Genomic DNA, 18,596 nt, shown 5'->3' on the forward strand with positions numbered 1-18,596 from the left:
ATGCAGATGGGGATGCACACCGACACCGAGCGCTGCGTGCGCGCCGTCCGGTCCAAGGACGCGCGGTTCGACGGCTGGTTCTTCACGGCCGTCCTGACGACCCGCATCTACTGCCGGCCCAGCTGCCCGGTGGTGCCGCCCAAGCCGGAGAACATGACCTTCTACCCCAGCGCGGCGGCCTGCCAGCAGGCCGGGTTCCGGGCATGCAAGCGCTGCCGCCCGGACACCAGCCCCGGCTCCCCGGAGTGGAACCGGCGCGCCGACCTCACCGCCCGCGCCATGCGGCTGATCGCCGACGGCGTCGTGGACCGCGACGGCGTGCCGGGCCTCGCCGCCCGGCTCGGCTACAGCACCCGGCAGATCGAACGCCAGCTGCTCGCCGAGCTGGGCGCCGGCCCGCTCGCCCTCGCCCGCGCCCAGCGCGCCCAGACCGCCCGCCTGCTCATCGAGACGACCCCGCTGCCGATGGCGGACATCGCCTTCGCCGCCGGCTTCTCCTCCATCCGGACCTTCAACGACACCGTCCGCGAGGTCTTCGCCCTCAGCCCGAGCGAGCTGCGCGGCCGCGCGCCGGGGGGCCGGACCGCGAGCGCCCCCGGTGGCGCCCTGAGCCTGCGCCTGCCGTTCCGCACCCCCCTCAACCCCGACAACCTCTTCGGCCACCTCGCCGCCACCGCCGTACCCGGCGTGGAGGAGTGGCGGGACGGCGCCTACCGCCGCACCCTGCGCCTGCCCCACGGCCACGGCATCGCGGCCCTGACCCCGCGCCCCGACCACGTCGCCTGCCGCCTCACCCTCAGCGACCTGCGGGATCTGACCGTCGCCATCAGCCGCTGCCGCCGCCTGCTCGACCTGGACGCCGATCCGGCCGCCATCGACGACCAGCTGCGCACCGACCCGCTGCTCGCCCCGCTGGTCGACAAGGCACCGGGCCGCCGGGTCCCGCGCACCGTCGACGCCGCGGAGTTCGCCGTACGGGCCGTACTCGGCCAGCAGGTCTCCACGGCGGCCGCCCGCACCCACGCGGCCCGCCTGGTCACGGCGCACGGCGAGACGATCGACGACCCCGAGGGCGGCCTGACCCATCTCTTCCCGTCGGTGCGGGCGCTGGCCGAGGTGGACCCGGAGGCCCTGGCGATGCCCCGCACCCGGCGCGCCACCCTCACCACCCTCGTACGCCACCTCGCCGACGGCTCCCTCCACCTCGGAGTCGAGAGCGACTGGGCGGACACCCGCGCCCGCCTCCTCGCCCTGCCCGGATTCGGCCCCTGGACCGCCGACGTCATCGCGATGCGCGCCCTCGGCGACCCCGACGCCTTCCTCCCCACCGACCTCGGCATCCGCCGCGCCGCCCGGGAGCTGGGCCTGCCCTCCACACCCGCGGCGCTCACCGCCCGCGCGGCGGCCTGGCGGCCCTGGCGGGCGTACGCGGTCCAGTACCTGTGGGCGACCGACAGCCACCCGATCAACTTCCTGCCCGTGTGAGGCAAGCACCGTGAAACAGCACACCGTGACCGACAGCCCCTACGGCCCGCTCACCCTCGTCGCCGAGGACGGCGTCCTGTGCGGCCTGTACATGACCGCCCAACGCCACCGTCCGCCGGAGGAGACCTTCGGCGAACCCTCGTCCCCCGACGAGGGCCCGTTCGCCGAGGCCCGGGAACAACTGGCGGCGTACTTCGCCGGCGACCTGAAGGACTTCACCCTCGACCTGTCCCTGCACGGAACCCCGTTCCAGCGCAGCGTCTGGGACCAGCTCCGGAAGATCCCCTACGGCGAGACCCGCACCTACGGCGAGCTCGCCGACGCCCTCGGCAACCCGGCCGCCTCCCGCGCGGTCGGCCTCGCCAACGGCCGCAACCCGGTCGGCATCATCGTCCCCTGCCACCGCGTCATCGGCGCGAGCGGAAGCCTCACCGGCTACGGAGGCGGCCTGGAACGCAAGCAGCGGCTGCTGGACTTCGAGCGGGGCTCTGCACTGTTCTAGAGACCGCCGCCCGGCGGGAGGGGGACCTCCCGCAACGGCCGGCCCCCGTCGACGAACAGCCGGCCGCCGGGGGCCAGCGCGGCGGCGATGCGCTCCAGCGCGCGCCGGCCCGCCTCGGGATGACGGCCGTCGAGCGCGCCGACACGCACTGCAAAGACGATGTCGAAGGGCTCCTCGCCGGGCTCCTGTACGAAGTCCTCCGCCGCGACGCACCGCACGCTCATCCGCCCCGAGGCGATCTCCCGGGCGGACCCGGCCTCGGCCTGCGCGATCGCCCGCGCCGAACGGTCGATCGCGAGAATGTGCCCCGCGGTCAGCCGCGCCGCCACGGCCCGCGCGGCGGCCCCCGGACCGCAGCCGATCTCCAGGACCCGCGCGCGCGGCGTCAGGGGCAGCGCCTCCACGATCTCCGCGAGGCGGGGCGAGAGCTCTCCGGTCACGGTCCGGTCACCTCATCTCCTCGGCGTGCCGACGCGCAGGCGGTTGCCGTCGGGATCGCGCAGCTCGATCTCGCGGCCCCAGGGAGCCTCCTCGACCCGCACGCCGAACTCGGCGGCGACCTCCTCGACGTCGGCCACCCGCAGGTACACCAGCGTGTCCGGCCGGGCGTCCCCGGCGTGTTCCGACAGGAACAGCCGCACCCGTCCGCGCGCGACCTCGACGAAGGCCGGCAGACCCGGCTCGAAGCGGTGCTCCCACTGCTCGGCGAAGCCCAGACGCGCGTACCAGCGCACGGCCGCAGCGGCATCGGCCACACGCAGGATCGGGATGACCTCCTCGTCCACGGTTCAGTCGCCCTCCCGGCCCAGCCCGCGCAGCAGCTCCGGCAGGGCCGTGCCGATGGGGTCGCGCACGACCTCGTCGGCGAGGTCGTCGTACGGCGTCGGCTCGGCGTTGACGATGACCAGCCGCGCCCCGTGGTCGGCGGCCACCCCCGCCAGCCCGGCCGCCGGCTGGACCTGGAGGCTGGTGCCGACGGCGATGAACACCTGGCACGCCTTGCTGATGGCGACCGCCTGGCCGAGGACCACCGGGTCCAGGCGCTCGCCGAACATCACCGTCGCCGACTTCAGGATGCCGCCGCACTCCAGGCAGGGCGGGTCGTCCTCGCCGGCCTCGACGCGGGCGAGGGCGTCCTCCATCGGACCCCGGGCATGGCACCGGGTGCACAGGTAACTCCGTGCGCTGCCGTGGAGCTCGAGCACCTTGCGGGCCGGCATCCCGGCGAGCTGGTGCAGCCCGTCCACGTTCTGCGTGATCACCCGCACCGGCGCCCCGGACCGCTCCAGCTCGGCGACGGCACGGTGCGCGGCGTTCGGCTCGGCCTTCAGCGTCCGGTTCCTCCGCCGCATCTGCCAGGACCGGCGCCGGATCTCCGGATCGCCCATGTAGTACTCGTACGTCACGAGCTTCTCGGCCTCCGGGTCCCGCCGCCACAGCCCGTTCGGCCCGCGGTAGTCGGGGATGCCGGAGTCGGTCGAGACACCGGCGCCGCTGAGGATCGCGACGAGGGGCGTGCTGGTCATGCGGTCGAGACTAGGTGCCCCGCGCCCGCCCGGCGAACGGGTTTCACCGGTCGACGCGTCGGCCGTTCTCCAGCTCCGCCGTCCCCGAACCCTCGGCCAGCACGTCCAGCGCCGCGAGGACACGGCCGTGCAGCGAGCCCAGCAGGTAGCCGCCCAGTTCCTCGCGCGGCACCAGCCGCCAGGACACCAGCTCCTCCTCCTGCAGCCGGATCGCCTTGAGGTCGTCCTCGGTGAGCACCCCGCCGTCGTACAGATACGCCACGATCGGCGGCCGGCCCGCCCCGTCCACCCAGTCCACCGCGAGCAGCCGGCCCACCCGCACGTCCAGCCCGATCTCCTCCAGCGTCTCCCGCCACGCGCCCTGGCGCGGAGTCTCCCCGTCCTCGGACTCGATCGTCCCGCCGGGCAGCGCCCACCCCTCGCGGTAGTTGGGCTCGACGATCAGCACCCGGTCCCGGGCGTCGCGGAAGAGCGCGGCCGCACCGGCGAGGACGCGGGGCAGGCCGGCGATGTACGTGGCGTAGTCGGGCGTGGTCATCCTGGAAGCGTAACGGGACCCCCGCGCGTCATGCCCCGGCGCCGGCCAGCCGCAGCGTCCGCTCCGCCAGCTCGGTGACCCGGACGCCGTCGAAGCCGAACACCGCGCTGCGCACCGTGTCCCGCAGCGGCTGCGTCCACTGTCCCGGGATCGACGACGCGCCGCCGTGGACCCCCGCCACCGAACCCGCCGTCGCCCCGTTGGAGTCGGTGTCCAGACCGCCGCGCACGGTGAGCGCGATCGTCCGGGTGAAGTCGCCGTCGCCGTACAGCAGCCCGGCGGTGAGGACGGCGACGTTCGGGACCACGTGGATCCAGCCGAACCCGGCGGTCTCCTCCGAGACGGTGGTGAGCGTGTCCTCCCACGCCATCCCGGTCTCGTGCAGCGAGACGACCCGGCGGACCGTGCGGGCGAGCCGGCTGCTCGCCGGGACGACCGTCAGCGCGTCCTCCACGGCGTGCCGCACGGTCGGCGCCGTGAACGCCGCCGAGACCAGCGCCGCCGCCCACATCGCGCCGTACACCCCGTTCCCGGTGTGCGACAGCACCGCGTCCCGGCGGGCGGCCGACGCGGCGCCGTGCGGGTCGCCGGGGCGGGTCCAGCCGTGGACGTCGGCGCGGATCAGGGCGCCGATCCACTCCTGGTAGGGGTTCTCGTACGTCGCGGTGAGGGGCGGTCTGAGCCCGTTCGCGAGGTTCCGGTACGCGGCGCGCTCCGCCGTGAACGTCTGCAGGTACGGCAACCGCAGCAGCCACAGGTCGCCGACCTGCTCGGTGCTGAAGCCGAAGCCGTGGGTCTCCAGCAGGTCCAGGCCGAGGATGGCGTAGTCCACGTCGTCGTCGCGGCAGCTGCCGTCGATCCGGCCGCGGACGCAGGCGCGCCACTCGGGCCGCAGCAGCCCGGCGTCGTCGCTGTCGCCGGCCGGCTCGGGCAGGTAGTCGGTCAGGGGCAGGGCCCCGGCCCGCCGCAGATAGCGGTCGATGCGCTCGCGCGTCCACACCTCGCCCTGCTCGACCGGCTTGCCCAGCATGTTGCCGGCGATCCGGCCGAGCCAGCCCCCGAGGACGCGGTCGGCGAGTGCCGGTCCGGTGCGTACAGCAGTCATGGTTGCGGTGTACCCACTTCCGCCGGCGTTCCAGGGTGCGGGCAGGGGCATGACGGAGCGGGTGTCGTCCGGTTAAGGTCGCAGCGGCGCGACTGCCTTGACGTGCGCAAGGCTCGGAGAGCAAGGGGAGAGCAAGGTGGCTGACGCTGCAGTGGACGGGACCCGCCGGGTGCTCGTCGCCGCGGACAAGTTCAAGGGGTCGCTGACGGCCGTGGAGGTCGCCGAGCGCGTCGCGGCCGGGCTGCGCCGGGTCGTGCCGGACCTCGGCGTCGAGGCGCTGCCCGTGGCCGACGGCGGCGACGGGACCGTGGCCGCGGCCGTGGCGGCCGGGTTCGAACGGCGGGAGGTCCGGGTCGCCGGGCCCCTCGGCGACGAGGTGACGGCGGCGTTCGCGCTGCGCGGTGACACCGCGGTCGTGGAGATGGCCGAGGCCAGCGGGCTGCAGCGGCTGCCGGCCGGCGTCCTCGCACCGCTGACGGCGTCCACGTACGGCTCCGGTGAGCTGCTGCGGGCCGCCCTGGACGCGGGTGCGCGGACGATCGTTTTCGGGGTCGGCGGCAGCGCGACGACGGACGGCGGCGCCGGGATGCTGTCCGCGCTGGGCGCGCGGTTCCTGAACGCCTCGGGGGAGCCGGTGGCGCCGGGCGGCGGGGGTCTCGCCGATCTGGCCACGGCGGACCTGTCCGGACTGGACGCGCGGCTGTCCGGCGTGGAGCTGGTGCTCGCCAGCGACGTCGACAACCCGCTGACCGGTCCGAAGGGCGCCCCGGCGGTCTACGGCCCGCAGAAGGGGGCCTCGCCGCAGGACGTGGAGACGCTGGACGCGGCGCTGGCGCACTTCGCGAAGGTGCTGGAGGACGTGGTGGGCGGGAAGGCGGCCGAGTACGCCGCCTCGCCGGGTGCCGGTGCGGCGGGCGGCATCGGATACGGTGCGCTGCTGCTGGGCGCGCGGTTCCGGCCCGGTATCGAGGTGATGCTGGACGTGCTGGGCTTCGCCCCGGCGCTGGAGCGGGCGGACCTGGTGATCACCGGGGAGGGCTCGCTGGACGAGCAGACGCTGCACGGCAAGGCGCCGGCCGGTGTCGCCGCCGCCGCGCGGGCCGCGGGCAAGGAGGTCGTCGCGGTGTGCGGGCGGCTGGCCCTGGCGCCGGAGACGCTGGGGCGGGCGGGGATCCGGCGGGCGTACCCGCTGACGGACGTCGAGCCGGACGTGGCGAAGTGCATCGCGGAGGCGGGGCCGATCCTGGAGCGGGTCGCGGAACGCATCGCGCGGGACTTCCTGGGCTGAGGGTTCTCGCCCCCGCCGCCCCTACCCTTCCCGTCCCCGGGGGCTGCCGCCCCCGGACCCCCGCTTCGGCCCTGAACGGGCCTCGTCCTCGAACTTCCCCAGAGGGGGCACCCCCCAGACGGGCTGAATTGCCCCTGACCGCCGTATGCCATCCGACCGAGTCGGGTGGTGTGTGGGCACAGGCCCGGGGTCCGGGGGCGGAGCCCCCGGCGAGGCCCGCGCCCGTACCGGGCACGCGGACAAGCGAAGGGCCCCGGACCCACCCGGGTCCGGGGCCCCACCCAGCGGAGCGCTACGGCAATTGCGCCGCCCGCGCCTCCCGCCGGTTGTCACGGAAGTTGTTCACCCGGCGAGCCGTGGCGAACAGGGGGATCACCGCCCCCATCACCAGCTGCAGCGCACACCCCGTCTGCAGCAGCAGCTGCCCGCTCGGGGCGTCGAAGGCCCAGGCGGCCAGCAGGCCCATCGACAGGACGATCCAGGACAGCATCGCCACGGCGAGGCGGCCCCGGGGCTTGGGGTACTCCACCCGGCTCACCATCAGCCAGGCCGTGCCGATGATCGCGAGGAGCGTCGCCACGAAGGGGAGCTCCAGCAGCACGATCGACACCACGGTCAGCGCCCCGAACGGCGACGGCATGCCCTGGAAGGTGCCGTCCTTGACCGTGACGCAGGAGAATCTCGCAAGCCTCAGCACCACCGCCAGCAGCACCACGATCGCCCCGACCGCGGCGACCCGCTGATACGCGTCGTGCGCGACCATGCCGTAGACCAGGACGAAGTACGCCGGGGCCAGCCCGAAGCTGATCAGGTCGGAGAGGTTGTCCAGCTCGGCGCCCATGGGGGAGGAGCGCAGCTTGCGCGCCACCAGACCGTCGAACAGGTCGAAGATCGCCGCGCACAGCATCAGGATGACCGCCGTGGCCGCGCTGTGCCGGGCCATGCCCGACTCCTCGCTGCCCGTGAGGTGCGGGATCAGGATGCCGGTCGTGGTGAAGTACACGGCCATGAAGCCGCACGTGGCGTTGCCGAGGGTGAGGGTGTCCGCTATCGACAGGCGCAGCGAGAGGGGCATCTCCTCCTCTTCGTCCACCTCGTCGGCCTCGGGCACCCACCCGGCCTGGGTCTGCGGATCAATCACGGTCAATGCGAGTCACCCCAGCCACGGTCTTCTGACCCACTTCGACCGCCACCTCCACGCCCTCCGGCAGGTAGAGGTCGACACGCGAGCCGAACCGGATCAGACCGATCCGGTCGCCCTGCTCGACCTTGGTGCCCTGGGGCAGGTACGGGACGATGCGGCGGGCCACCGCGCCGGCGATCTGGATCATCTCGATGTCGCCGAGCTCGGTGTCGAAGTGCCACACGACCCGCTCGTTGTTCTCGCTCTCCTTGTTGAAGGCGGGAACGAAGCCACCGGGCACGTGCTCGACGGACGTCACCGTGCCGGACAGCGGGGCGCGGTTGACGTGGACGTTGAGCGGGCTCATGAAGATGGCGACCCGGGTGCGGCCGTCCTTCCACGGCATGATGCTCTGCACCACGCCGTCGGCGGGCGAGATGACCCTGCCCGGAGCGATCTCGCGCTCGGGGTCGCGGAAGAACCACAGCATCCCCGCCGCGAGCGCGGTGGCGGGGACGGCGACGGCCTTGGCGGCACCGGAGCGGCGTGCGCGCGCCAGACTGAGGGCCGCCGTGGCGACGGTCGGGAGGAGCCACGGCGATGCTCCGCGCGCGAGGCGTACGCCGGCGATGCTGCCGCGTGTTGCAGAGGTTTGGCTGTGGGGCATGGATGACCTTCGTAGCGGATGATGCCGCGCTGTGACGGGGGACGGCGGCTTTCCGGCGATCGTAGCGGCTATCAGCCGCAACTGGGTAAGCCAGGAAGCTGAGTCGGCGGCCGAACATTGCCTACGGGGTGTGACCTTCTTCTCCAAGAAAACACCCCGTATCCGGACATCTAACCCTGGAATCGATACTCTTCGAGCAGTCTGCGGCCGATGATCATTTTCTGGATCTCGGCGGTCCCCTCACCGATCAGCAGCATGGGGGCCTCCCGGTAGAGACGCTCGATCTCGTACTCCTTGGAGAACCCGTAGCCGCCGTGGATCCGGAAGGCGTCCTCCACGACCTCCTTGCAGTACTCCGACGCGAGGTACTTGGCCATCCCCGCTTCAAGGTCGTTTCGTTCACCCGAGTCCTTTTTGCGTGCAGCGTTGACCATCATGGCATGCGCGGCCTCCACCTTGGTAGCCATCTCCGCCAGCTTGAACTGAATGGCCTGGTGCTGGGCGATCGGCTTGCCGAAAGTGTGACGCTGCTGGGCGTACTGGACACCGAGCTCGAAGGCACGCTGGGCGACGCCGCAGCCACGCGCCGCCACATTGACGCGGCCGACCTCCACGCCGTCCATCATTTGGTAAAAACCTCGTCCGGTGACCCCGCCGAGCACCCGGTCGGCGGACACGCGCAGGCCGTCCATGATGAGCTCGGTGGTGTCGACGCCCTTGTAGCCCATTTTGTCGATCTTGCCCGGGATGGTCAGGCCGGGGCGGACCTCGCCGAAGCCGGGCTCCTTCTCCACCAGGAAGGTCGTCATCGACTTGTGCGGGGCCGTGCCCTCGGGGTGACCCTCGTCACTCCTCACCAGGACGGCCACCAGGGACGACGTGCCGCCGTTCGTCAGCCACATCTTCTGGCCGTTCAGGACGTACTCGTCGCCGTCCTTCACCGCCTTCGACGTGATCGCCGACACATCCGAGCCCAGCCCCGGCTCGGACATCGAGAAGGCGCCCCGGATGTCGCCGGCCGCCATCCGGGGCAGGAAGTGGTCCTTCTGCTCCTGCGTGCCGTGCTGCTTGAGCATGTACGCGACGATGAAGTGCGTGTTGATGATGCCGGACACCGACATCCAGCCGCGGGCGATCTCCTCCACGCACAGCGCGTAGGTCAGGAGCGACTCGCCCAGGCCCCCGTACTCCTCGGGGATCATCAGACCGAACAGGCCGAGTTCCTTCAGGCCGTCGACGATCGCTTGCGGGTACTCGTCGCGGTGCTCCAGCTCGGTGGCGACCGGGATGATCTCCTTGTCCACGAAGTCGCGGACGGTGGAGAGGATCTCCTGCTGGACGTCGGTCAGACCGGCGGTCTGGGCGAGACGGGCCATCGCTTACTTCCCCTGTTCCTTCAGCTCGGGGCGGCCGGGCTGCTCGCCGCCGCGTTCCTTGATGTACGTCTCGGTCGGCACCATCACCTTGCGGCGGAAGACGCACACGAGCGTGCCGTCCTGCTTGTAGCCCTTGGTCTCGACGTGGACGATGCCGCGGTCGCTCTTCGACTTCGACGGCCACTTGTCGAGCACGGTGGTCTCGCCGTAGACGGTGTCGCCGTGGAAGGTCGGGGCCACGTGCCGCAGCGACTCGATCTCCAGGTTGGCGATGGCCTTGCCGGAGACGTCCGGGACGGACATGCCGAGCAGCAGGGAGTAGATGTAGTTGCCGACCACCACGTTCTTGCCGAAGTCCGTCGTCTTCTCGGCGTAGTTCGCGTCCATGTGGAGCGGGTGGTGGTTCATGGTGAGGAGGCAGAACAGGTGGTCGTCGTACTCCGTGACCGTCTTGCCCGGCCAGTGCTTGTACGTCGCCCCGACCTCGAACTCCTCGTACGTGCGTCCGAACTGCATGGCGCTCAGCCCTCCGGGATCTCGAACTTGCTGGTGCGCCGCATGCCGGCGGCCCGACCCTTGCCCGCGACCACCAGGGCCATCTTGCGGCTGGCCTCGTCGATCATCTCGTCGCCGAGCATCGCGGAGCCCTTCTTGCCGCCCGCCTCGGACGTGTAGTACTCGTACGCGTCCAGGATCAGCTCGGCGTGGTCGTAGTCCTCCTGGGAGGGCGAGAAGATCTCGTTGGACGCCTCGACCTGGCCCGGGTGCAGCACCCACTTGCCGTCGAAGCCGAGCGCGGCGGCGCGCCGGGCGACCTCGCGGTAGCCGTCCACGTTGCGGATCTGCAGGTAGGGGCCGTCGATCGCCTGGAGGTCGTTGGCGCGGGCGGCCATCAGGATCTTCATCAGGATGTAGTGGTAGGCGTCCGCCGGGTAGCCGGGCGGCTGCTCGCCGACCACCAGCGACTTCATGTTGATGGACGCCATGAAGTCGGCCGGGCCGAAGATGATCGTCTCCAGGCGCTGGGACGCCTGCGCGATCTCGTTGACGTTGTTCAGGCCCTGCGCGTTCTCGATCTGCGCCTCGATGCCGATTCTGCCGACCTCGAAGCCCATGGTCTTCTCGATCTGCGTCAGCAGCAGGTCCAGGGCGACGACCTGCTGGGCGTCCTGGACCTTCGGCAGCATGATGCAGTCCAGGTTCTGGCCGGCCCCCTCGACGACCGTGACGACGTCGCGGTACGTCCACTCGGTCGTCCAGTCGTTGACGCGCACGACGCGGGTCTTGCCGCTCCAGTCGCCCTCGTTGAGGAACTTGACGATGGTGTGCCGGGCCTCGGGCTTGGCCAGCGGGGCACACGCGTCCTCCAGGTCCAGGAAGACCTGGTCCGCCGGGAGGCCCTGGGCCTTCTCCAGGAAGCGCGGGTTCGAGCCCGGTACCGCCAGGCAGGAACGCCGGGGGCGAAGGCGGTTGACGGTCATGCGGGGACCTCCAGGGGGTCGAGCTTGTTCGCTTTGCGGATCTCGTCGACGATCCGGCCGATGATTCCGGTGATGTCGAAATCCTTCGGAGTGAAGACCGCGGCCACTCCCGCGGCCCGCAGCTGTTCGGCGTCGCCGTTCGGGATGATGCCACCGGCGATCACCGGTATATCTGTGGCACCGGCCACACGCAGCCGGTCCAGGACGTCCGGCACCAGCCGGGCGTGCGACCCGGAGAGGATGGACAGGCCCACCGCGTGCACGTCCTCCGCGAGGGCGGCGTCCACGATCTGCTCCGGGGTGAGCCGGATCCCCTGGTAGACCACCTCGAACCCGGCGTCCCGGGCGCGCACGGCGATCTGCTCGGCGCCGTTGGAGTGCCCGTCCAGGCCGGGCTTGCCGACCAGGAACCGCAGCTTGCCGACACCGAGGTCCCGGGCCGTCAGTTCCACCTTGCGGCGGACCCCGCCGAGTGCCGAGCCCTCTTCGGCGCTGATCGCCACCGGCGCCGACGACACGCCCGTCGGCGCGCGGAACTCGCCGAACACCTCGCGCAGGGCCCCGGCCCACTCGCCGGTCGTGACCCCGGAGCGGGCGCACTCCAGGGTGGCCTCCATGAGGTTCTCGGTGCCCTTCGCGGCCTCCTTCAGCCGCTCCAGCGCCTTGCAGGGGCGCGGGTGGTTGAAGGGCGGCTGGTAGCGGCTGTCCCGCCAGTTCCGCAGGGAGGCGACGACGCGGGCCTCCACCGCAGGGTCGACCGTCTGGATGGCCGTGTCCAGGTCGGCGGTGAGCGGGTTCGGCTCGGTGCCCTCGAAGGCGTTGACGCCGACGATCTTCTCCTCGCCGGACTCGATGCGGGCCCGGCGCTCGGCGTGCGAGGCGACCAGCTGCGACTTGAGGTAGCCGGACTCGACGGCCGCCATGGCGCCGCCCATCTCCTCGATCCGCCGCATCTCGGCGAGCGCGTCGGCGACCAGCTCGTCGACCTTGGCCTCGATCACCTTCGAGCCCTCGAAGATGTCGTCGTACTCCAGCAGGTCGCTCTCGTACGCCAGCACCTGCTGGATGCGCAGCGACCACTGCTGGTCCCAGGGGCGGGGCAGGCCCAGGGCCTCGTTCCAGGCCGGCAGCTGCACGGCACGCGCGCGTGCGTCCTTGGAGAGGGTGACCGCCAGCATCTCCAGGACGATCCGCTGGACGTTGTTCTCCGGCTGGGCCTCGGTCAGGCCGAGCGAGTTGACCTGGACGCCGTAGCGGAAGCGGCGGTGCTTGGGGTTCTCGATGCCGTACCGCTCGCGCGTGACCTGGTCCCAGATGCGGCCGAAGGCGCGCATCTTGCACATCTCCTCGATGAAGCGGACGCCCGCGTTCACGAAGAAGGAGATACGGCCGACGACGTCCCCCATGCGCTCCTGGGGCACCTGGCCGCTGTCGCGCACCGCGTCGAGCACGGCGATCGCGGTGGACATCGCGTACGCGATCTCCTGCACCGGCGTGGCGCCCGCCTCCTGCAGGTGGTAGCTGCAGATGTTGATCGGGTTCCACTTGGGCATGTGGGAGACCGTGTACGCGATCATGTCCGTCGTCAGGCGGAGCGACGGCCCCGGCGGGAACACGTGCGTGCCCCGGGACAGGTACTCCTTGACGATGTCGTTCTGGGTCGTGCCCTGGAGCTCGGCGATGTCCGCGCCCTGCTCCTCCGCGACGACCTGGTAGAGCGCCAGCAGCCACATGGCCGTGGCGTTGATGGTCATCGAGGTGTTCATCTGTTCCAGCGGGATGTCCTGGAACAGCCGGCGCATGTCACCGAGGTGCGCGATCGGCACCCCGACCCGGCCCACCTCGCCACGGGCGAGGACGTGGTCGGAGTCGTAGCCGGTCTGGGTCGGCAGGTCGAACGCCACCGACAGGCCCGTCTGGCCCTTGGCGAGGTTGCGCCGGTACAGCTCGTTGGACGCCTCGGCCGTGGAGTGGCCGGCGTAGGTCCGCATCAACCACGGCCGGTCCTTCTGACGCTCACTCATGCGGCGCTCCTCAGACGTTCCGGAAGCGGTTGATGGCGTCGACGTGCCGGGCGCGCATCTCCTCGTCGCGCACGCCCAGGCCCTCCTCGGGGGCGAGGCAGAGCACGCCGACCTTGCCCTGGTGGAGGTTGCGGTGGACGTCGTACGCCGCCTGGCCGGTGTCCTCCAGGGAGTACACCTTGGACAGCGTCGGGTGGATCTTGCCCTTGGCGATGAGCCGGTTGGCCTCCCACGCCTCGCGGTAGTTGGCGAAGTGGGAACCGATGATCCGCTTCAGGGACATCCACAGGTAGCGGTTGTCGTAGCTGTGGTCGTACCCGGAGGTCGACGCGCAGGTGACGATCGTGCCGCCCTTGCGGGTGACGTACACGGAGGCGCCGAAGGTCTCGCGGCCCGGGTGCTCGAAGACGATGTCCACGTCCTCGCCGCCGGTCAGTTCGCGGATGCGCTTGCCGAAGCGCTTCCACTCCTTGGGGTCCTGGGTGTGCTCGTCCTTCCAGAACCGGTAGTCCTCGGCACTGCGGTCGATGATCAGCTCGGCGCCCATCCTCCGGCAGATCTCGGCCTTCCGCTCGCTGGAGACGACACAGATCGGGGTCGCCCCGCCGGCCAGCGCGAACTGCGTGGCGTAGGAGCCGAGGCCGCCGCTCGCGCCCCAGATGAGCACGTTGTCGCCCTGCTTCATCTGGGCGCCGTTGCGCGAGACCAGCTGCCGGTACGCGGTCGAGTTCACGAGCCCCGGCGCCGCGGCCTCCTCCCAGCTGAGGTGGCCCGGCTTGGGCATCAGCTGATTGGACTTGACGAGCGCGATCTCCGCGAGCCCGCCGAAGTTGGTCTCGAAGCCCCAGATGCGCTGCTCCGGGTCGAGCATCGTGTCGTTGTGGCCGTCGGAGGACTCCAGCTCCACGGACAGGCAGTGCGCGACGACCTCGTCACCGGGCTTCCAGGAGTTGACGCCGGGGCCGGTGCGCAGGACGACGCCCGCGAGGTCGGAGCCGATGATGTGGTACGGCAGGTCGTGGCGCTTGGTGAGCTCGCTGAGCCGGCCGTAGCGCTCCAGGAAGCCGAACGTCGACAGCGGCTCGAAGATCGAGGTCCACACCGAGTTGTAGTTGACCGAGGAGGCCATGACGGCGACCAGGGCCTCGCCCGGGCCCAGTTCGGGCAGCGGGACCTCGTCCAGGTGGATGGACTTGCGGGGGTCCTTGTCGCGGGTCGCGAGGCCCGCGAACATCTCCGTCTCGTCCTTGTGCACGGTGATCGCGCGGTACGACTCGGGGAGCGGGAGGGCGGCGAAGTCGGCCGAGGTGGACTCGGGCGACTGGATCGCGGCCAGGATGTCCTTCATGGTCACGGTGTTGCCTCCGGCGTCGAGCGCCCTGAGGGAGGGGCGCTGAGGGTTACGTCGGTGCTGCTGAGGGTCGGGTGCGGGATTGCCGTCGGTTCGGCGGGGGTGGTGCTGTTCGGCAGCGCTTTGTGGCGCGGGAGGGTGCCTGTGACGCAGGCGCCAGGCACGCAGGCGATCGCCTGCGGGGACAGCCCGGACACCTTCAACGTATGGCACCGCGTGTCACCTCGCAAGGCACTGGGTGCCAGAAATTGCTCTCAGATGAAATCTTTACGTAACAGATGAGCGATGATCGATCGAACGCGGGGCGGGAGGGCTGTGAAAAGGGGCGTCGACATGCAAAAACGGCCACCCGGAGGGTGGCCGTTGTCGCAGACGGGAAGGGCGGTCAGCGTTCCTTGAGTGCCTGTTCGATGGTGCGCATGACCTCGTGCAGCGGCGCGTCGGTGCGGGCGACCGTCACCAGTACCTCGCCGTGCGCCGAGGCCGAGGCGGCCGGCGGACGCGCGGCCGAGCCGCTGCGCCCGGCGCCGATACCGGTGCCGAACGTCTTCCGCACGATCGCGAAGGCGTGGTCGAGCTGGGCCTCCACGTCGCCCTGCCCGCCCGCCCGCAGCCAGCGGCGCAGCACGTGGTTGTGGGCGGTGACCACCGCGGACGCGGCCACCTCCGCCAGCAGCGGATCGTCGTTGGCGTCGTCGTCGTGGGCGTGCTCGTCGAAGTGGCCGAGCAGATAGCGGGTGAAGAGGCGTTCGTAGCGGGCCACCGACGCGATCTCGGCCTCGCGCAGGGTGGGCACCTCGCGCGTCAGCTTGTAGCGGGCGACCGAGATCTCCGGCCGGGCCGCGTACATCTTCATGACTTCCTTGATGCCGCGGCACACCGTGTCGAGCGGATGCTCGTGCGCGGGCGCGGCGTTGAGCACCGCCTCGGCGCGGACGAGGGTGTCGTCGTGGTCCGGGAAGATGGCCTCTTCCTTGGAGCGGAAGTGGCGGAAGAAGGTGCGGCGGGCGACGCCGGCCGCGGCGGCGATCTCGTCGACGGTGGTCGCCTCGTACCCCTTGGTCGCGAACAGCTCCATCGCTGCGGCTGCCAATTCCCGGCGCATTTTCAGCCGCTGGGCGGCGGCTCGGCTGCCGGCGGCGCTCTCCGGCGCGTCGGGCGTAGCTGGAGTACGTGAGGACTTGGCGGGCTGGGACATGACCCGAACGTACTGCATCTGCGCAGCTCGGTGCTCGTGACCGGGGATTCCCCCGCCCCGGGAGGGCGGGGGAGACCCGGCGGGACCGAGCAGCCCGCCCCAGTCCTCCTCCGGCCGGAACCAGTCGCCCGGGCGGTCAGCGCCGGGCATATTCGCGGAAGCCGCGGCCCGTCTTGCGGCCGAGGCAGCCCGCGGCCACCAGGTGCTCCAGGAGCGGCGCGGGCGCGAGGCCCGGGTCGCGGAACTCGCGGTGGAGGACCTTCTCGATGGCCAGGGAGACGTCGAGCCCCACGACGTCCAGCAGCTCGAACGGGCCCATCGGGTAGCCGCCGCCCAGCTTCATCGCCGCGTCGATGTCGTCGAGCGTCGCGTAGTGCTCCTGCACCATCTTGACCGCGTTGTTCAGGTACGGGAACAGCAGCGCGTTGACGATGAAACCGGCCCGGTCGCCGCAGTCCACGGCGTGCTTCTTGACCTTGGCGCACACCTCCCGGACGGTGGCGTGCACGTCGTCGGCGGTCAGCACCGTGCGGACCACCTCGACCAGCTTCATCGCCGGCGCCGGGTTGAAGAAGTGCATGCCGATCACGTCCTGCGGGCGCGAGGTGGCGCGGGCGCAGGCGACGACGGGCAGGGAGGAGGTGGTGGTGGCCAGGACCGCGCCCGGCTTGCAGACCTTGTCCAGCACGGTGAACAGCTGCCGCTTGACCTCCAGGTCCTCCGCGACCGCCTCCACGGCGAGATCGACGTCGGCGAAGTCGTCGTAGGTGCCCGTGGGCGTGATCCGCTCCAGGGTCGCGGCGGCGGCCTCGGCGGACATCCGGCCCTTGTCGACGGACCGCGCCAGGGACGTGCCGATCCGCTCCTTGGCGGTCTGCGCCTTCTCGGCGCTGCGGGCGGCGAGGACGACCTCGTAGCCGGCCTTGGCGAAGACCTCGGCGATGCCGGAGGCCATGGTGCCCGAGCCGGCGACGCCCACCGAACGGACGGGACGGCCGGGGGCAGGCGTGTCGCTCGCGCGCGGCGTCAGCGCGTCCGGCACGACGACCGCGCTGCCGGGCGCCTCGTAGGTGTAGAAGCCGCGCCCGGCCTTGCGGCCCGTGAGGCCGGCCTCGCTGAGCTGCTTCAGGATCGGCGCGGGGGCGTGCAGACGGTCGCGGGAGGCCGCGTACATGGCCTCCAGGACCGTGCGTGCGGTGTCCACGCCGATCAGGTCGAGCAGGGCCAGCGGACCCATGGGCAGGCCGCAGCCGAGCCGCATCGCGGCGTCGATGTCCTCGCGGGTGGCGTAGCGCGCCTCGTACATGGCCGCCGCCTGGTTGAGGTAGCCGAACAGCAGCCCGTCGGCCACGAAACCGGGCCGGTCGCCGACGGCGACGGGCTCCTTGCCGAGGTCGAGGGCGAGGTTGGTGACCGCCGTGACGGCCGCGGGCGCGGTCAGCACGGAGGAGACGACCTCGACCAGCTTCATGGCCGGTGCCGGATTGAAGAAGTGCAGGCCCAGCACCCGCTCGGGGCGGGCCGAATCGGCGGCGAGACGGGTGACGGACAGGGCGTTGGTGCCGGTCGCCAGGATCGCCTCGGGGCGCACGATCCCGTCGAGCTCCCGGAAGATCTGCTGCTTGACCTCGTACGACTCCGGCGCCACCTCGATCACCAGGTCGGCGTCGGCCGCCGCCCGCAGATCGGTGGAGGTGCGGACCCGGGCGAGGGTGTCCGCGCGCTCCCGCTCGGTGAGCCGGCCGCGCTCGACGGCACGGGCGGTGGAGGACTCCAGGGCGGCGACGGCCCGGGCGGCCTGCGCCTCGCTGACGTCGATGCCGACGACGTCGCGGCCGGCCTTGGCCAGAACCTCGGCGATGCCGGTGCCCATGGTGCCGAGGCCGACCACGGCGACGGTCCGGAGCGGGGACAGAGGGGTGTCGGACAGGGGAGTGGCCATCGCGGGACTCCAGGAATGAGGGTGACGACGGGAAACACGCCCGGTGCGCCGAGGGGCGCACCGGGTGCGTGCGGAAGGAGTGCGGGTGTTGCCGGGCCGGCTGCGCACACGCCCGGTGCCGTCGGGGAGGGCGTGCACACGCCCCCGCGGCGGCGGGATCCGACCGGCCCTGTCCCGAGGCCGGGTCGTACTGCGGTACCTGACGTACCGAACCGACTGCTCCCCCACTGCCTTGAAGGCGTGGGAGGTGCCCCCACGACGGCTGCGTCACCAAACCGCCGTGAGGAGTGCCTGCGAGTGGGTGACTCGCTCGTCTGAGCTTAACTCGCCGGTAACGAGCGCGCCAGCCCCCTGTGTTCGTGAGGTACGTCCCATGCGGCCGGCGGCGCCTCTAACCTCGGTGTCATGGACGAAGAGTTGCGATCGCTCACGGAGCGCTTACGGGGTGAGTCGTCCGCGGCCGGGGCTTCGGCGGCGTACGACCGCCTCGTGGCCACCGAGGACCTCGACGAGCTGGCCGCGGTGCTCACCGAGCCCGGACAGCCGCTGTGGGCGCGCGAGCTGGCCGCGTTCCGGCTGGGGCTCGCGGGGGACCGGCGGGCCTTCGAGTCCCTCGTGCTGCTGCTGAACCACCGCGACCCGCCCCGCTGCGCCTCCGCCGCCCACGCCCTCGCCCGCCTCGGCGACCCCCGCACGGCCCGTGCCGCCGCCGCCCTCGCCACCAACGAACTGCGCGTCGCCTACGCCCTGTACCCGGTGCGGCTGCTGGTCGAGCTGCGGGCCCCGGAGGCCGTACCCGCGCTGATCACCACGCTGGAACGGAGGCTGCGCCCGCACGACCCCTACCGCCGGGTGGCGCTCGCCTGCATCGACGGGCTCGGCACGCTCGGCGACGAGCGGGCCGCACCGGTCCTGAACGACGCCCTCGCCCACCCGGCGCTGGCCGAGGCGGCGGTGCGGGCGCTGGCGCGGATCCCGGGGCAGCGGTGA

The 18,596-nt window shown here is 71.7% G+C and carries 18 protein-coding genes; 4 read left to right on the forward strand and 14 right to left on the reverse strand.

Going from position 1 to position 18,596, the window contains the following annotated elements; translation table 11 throughout:
- Both H0H10_RS05690 and H0H10_RS05695 read left to right on the forward strand, forming a co-directional pair.
- Positions 1 to 1,485, forward strand: a complete 1,485-nt coding sequence (locus H0H10_RS05690) for a DNA-3-methyladenine glycosylase 2 family protein (RefSeq protein ID WP_306420933.1) — start codon at positions 1 to 3, stop codon at positions 1,483 to 1,485.
- 10 nt (positions 1,486 to 1,495) lie between these two features.
- Complete coding sequence (locus tag H0H10_RS05695) at positions 1,496 to 1,987, forward strand: methylated-DNA--[protein]-cysteine S-methyltransferase (RefSeq protein WP_188179715.1); 492 nt, start codon at positions 1,496 to 1,498, stop codon at positions 1,985 to 1,987.
- On the opposite strand, the gene H0H10_RS05700 is transcribed toward H0H10_RS05695, so the two are convergent.
- From H0H10_RS05700 to H0H10_RS05720, 5 genes are read right to left on the reverse strand one after another with little or no spacing between them, the layout of a single operon-like run.
- Positions 1,984 to 2,427: an SAM-dependent methyltransferase gene (locus tag H0H10_RS05700; protein ID WP_188179716.1), complete on the reverse strand. Its 444-nt coding sequence runs from the start codon at positions 2,425 to 2,427 to the stop codon at positions 1,984 to 1,986. The two genes, H0H10_RS05695 and H0H10_RS05700, sit on opposite strands and share 4 nt — an antisense overlap.
- 12 nt (positions 2,428 to 2,439) lie before the next feature.
- On the reverse strand, positions 2,440 to 2,772 hold the full coding sequence (locus H0H10_RS05705) for a glyoxalase superfamily protein (RefSeq protein ID WP_188179717.1): 333 nt from the start codon (positions 2,770 to 2,772) through the stop codon (positions 2,440 to 2,442).
- A gap of 3 nt (positions 2,773 to 2,775) precedes the next feature.
- The gene (locus H0H10_RS05710) at positions 2,776 to 3,513 is read right to left on the reverse strand and encodes an SIR2 family NAD-dependent protein deacylase (protein ID WP_188179718.1); all 738 of its coding nucleotides are present in this window, start codon (positions 3,511 to 3,513) and stop codon (positions 2,776 to 2,778) included.
- Between the two features lie 43 nt (positions 3,514 to 3,556).
- Complete coding sequence (locus H0H10_RS05715) at positions 3,557 to 4,051, reverse strand: NUDIX domain-containing protein (protein ID WP_188179719.1); 495 nt, start codon at positions 4,049 to 4,051, stop codon at positions 3,557 to 3,559.
- Between the two features lie 28 nt (positions 4,052 to 4,079).
- A complete protein-coding gene (locus H0H10_RS05720; RefSeq protein ID WP_188179720.1) occupies positions 4,080 to 5,156 on the reverse strand; it encodes an ADP-ribosylglycohydrolase family protein in 1,077 nt (358 codons plus the stop codon).
- Positions 5,157 to 5,292: 136 nt separating this feature from the next.
- Between H0H10_RS05720 and H0H10_RS05725 the strand changes: the two genes are divergently transcribed.
- On the forward strand, positions 5,293 to 6,444 hold the full coding sequence (locus H0H10_RS05725) for a glycerate kinase (RefSeq protein ID WP_373566808.1): 1,152 nt from the start codon (positions 5,293 to 5,295) through the stop codon (positions 6,442 to 6,444).
- 292 nt (positions 6,445 to 6,736) lie between these two features.
- Here the strand turns inward: H0H10_RS05725 and pssA are convergent, their stop codons facing one another.
- The 9 genes from pssA to H0H10_RS05770 form a co-directional block, all read right to left on the reverse strand.
- Positions 6,737 to 7,555, reverse strand: a complete 819-nt coding sequence (gene pssA, locus H0H10_RS05730) for a CDP-diacylglycerol--serine O-phosphatidyltransferase (RefSeq protein ID WP_188179842.1) — start codon at positions 7,553 to 7,555, stop codon at positions 6,737 to 6,739.
- Positions 7,556 to 7,577: 22 nt separating this feature from the next.
- Positions 7,578 to 8,234 (reverse strand): phosphatidylserine decarboxylase, encoded by a 657-nt coding sequence (locus H0H10_RS05735; protein WP_188179721.1) that lies wholly within the window; start codon positions 8,232 to 8,234, stop codon positions 7,578 to 7,580.
- Between the two features lie 170 nt (positions 8,235 to 8,404).
- Positions 8,405 to 9,610 (reverse strand): acyl-CoA dehydrogenase family protein, encoded by a 1,206-nt coding sequence (locus H0H10_RS05740; RefSeq protein WP_188179722.1) that lies wholly within the window; start codon positions 9,608 to 9,610, stop codon positions 8,405 to 8,407.
- A 3-nt stretch (positions 9,611 to 9,613) separates the two neighbouring features.
- Positions 9,614 to 10,126, reverse strand: coding sequence for a MaoC family dehydratase (locus H0H10_RS05745; protein WP_188179723.1), 513 nt, complete (start codon positions 10,124 to 10,126; stop codon positions 9,614 to 9,616).
- Between the two features lie 5 nt (positions 10,127 to 10,131).
- On the reverse strand, positions 10,132 to 11,091 hold the full coding sequence (locus tag H0H10_RS05750) for an HpcH/HpaI aldolase/citrate lyase family protein (RefSeq protein ID WP_188179724.1): 960 nt from the start codon (positions 11,089 to 11,091) through the stop codon (positions 10,132 to 10,134).
- Positions 11,088 to 13,115: an ethylmalonyl-CoA mutase gene (locus H0H10_RS05755; RefSeq protein WP_188179725.1), complete on the reverse strand. Its 2,028-nt coding sequence runs from the start codon at positions 13,113 to 13,115 to the stop codon at positions 11,088 to 11,090. The genes H0H10_RS05750 and H0H10_RS05755 overlap by 4 nt, the downstream gene beginning before the upstream one ends.
- A 10-nt stretch (positions 13,116 to 13,125) precedes the next feature.
- Positions 13,126 to 14,463: a crotonyl-CoA carboxylase/reductase gene (gene ccrA, locus H0H10_RS05760; RefSeq protein ID WP_188179843.1), complete on the reverse strand. Its 1,338-nt coding sequence runs from the start codon at positions 14,461 to 14,463 to the stop codon at positions 13,126 to 13,128.
- A 388-nt stretch (positions 14,464 to 14,851) separates the two neighbouring features.
- On the reverse strand, positions 14,852 to 15,664 hold the full coding sequence (locus H0H10_RS05765; protein ID WP_188179726.1) for a TetR family transcriptional regulator: 813 nt from the start codon (positions 15,662 to 15,664) through the stop codon (positions 14,852 to 14,854).
- A 136-nt stretch (positions 15,665 to 15,800) separates the two neighbouring features.
- Positions 15,801 to 17,606: a 3-hydroxyacyl-CoA dehydrogenase family protein gene (locus H0H10_RS05770; protein ID WP_188179727.1), complete on the reverse strand. Its 1,806-nt coding sequence runs from the start codon at positions 17,604 to 17,606 to the stop codon at positions 15,801 to 15,803.
- 405 nt (positions 17,607 to 18,011) lie between these two features.
- On the opposite strand from H0H10_RS05770, the gene H0H10_RS05775 reads away from it, so the two are divergent.
- On the forward strand, positions 18,012 to 18,596 hold the full coding sequence (locus H0H10_RS05775; RefSeq protein WP_188179728.1) for an adenylosuccinate lyase: 585 nt from the start codon (positions 18,012 to 18,014) through the stop codon (positions 18,594 to 18,596).

The organism is Streptomyces griseicoloratus (assembly GCF_014534645.1).
In the GTDB taxonomy this organism is placed as follows: domain Bacteria; phylum Actinomycetota; class Actinomycetes; order Streptomycetales; family Streptomycetaceae; genus Streptomyces; species Streptomyces griseicoloratus.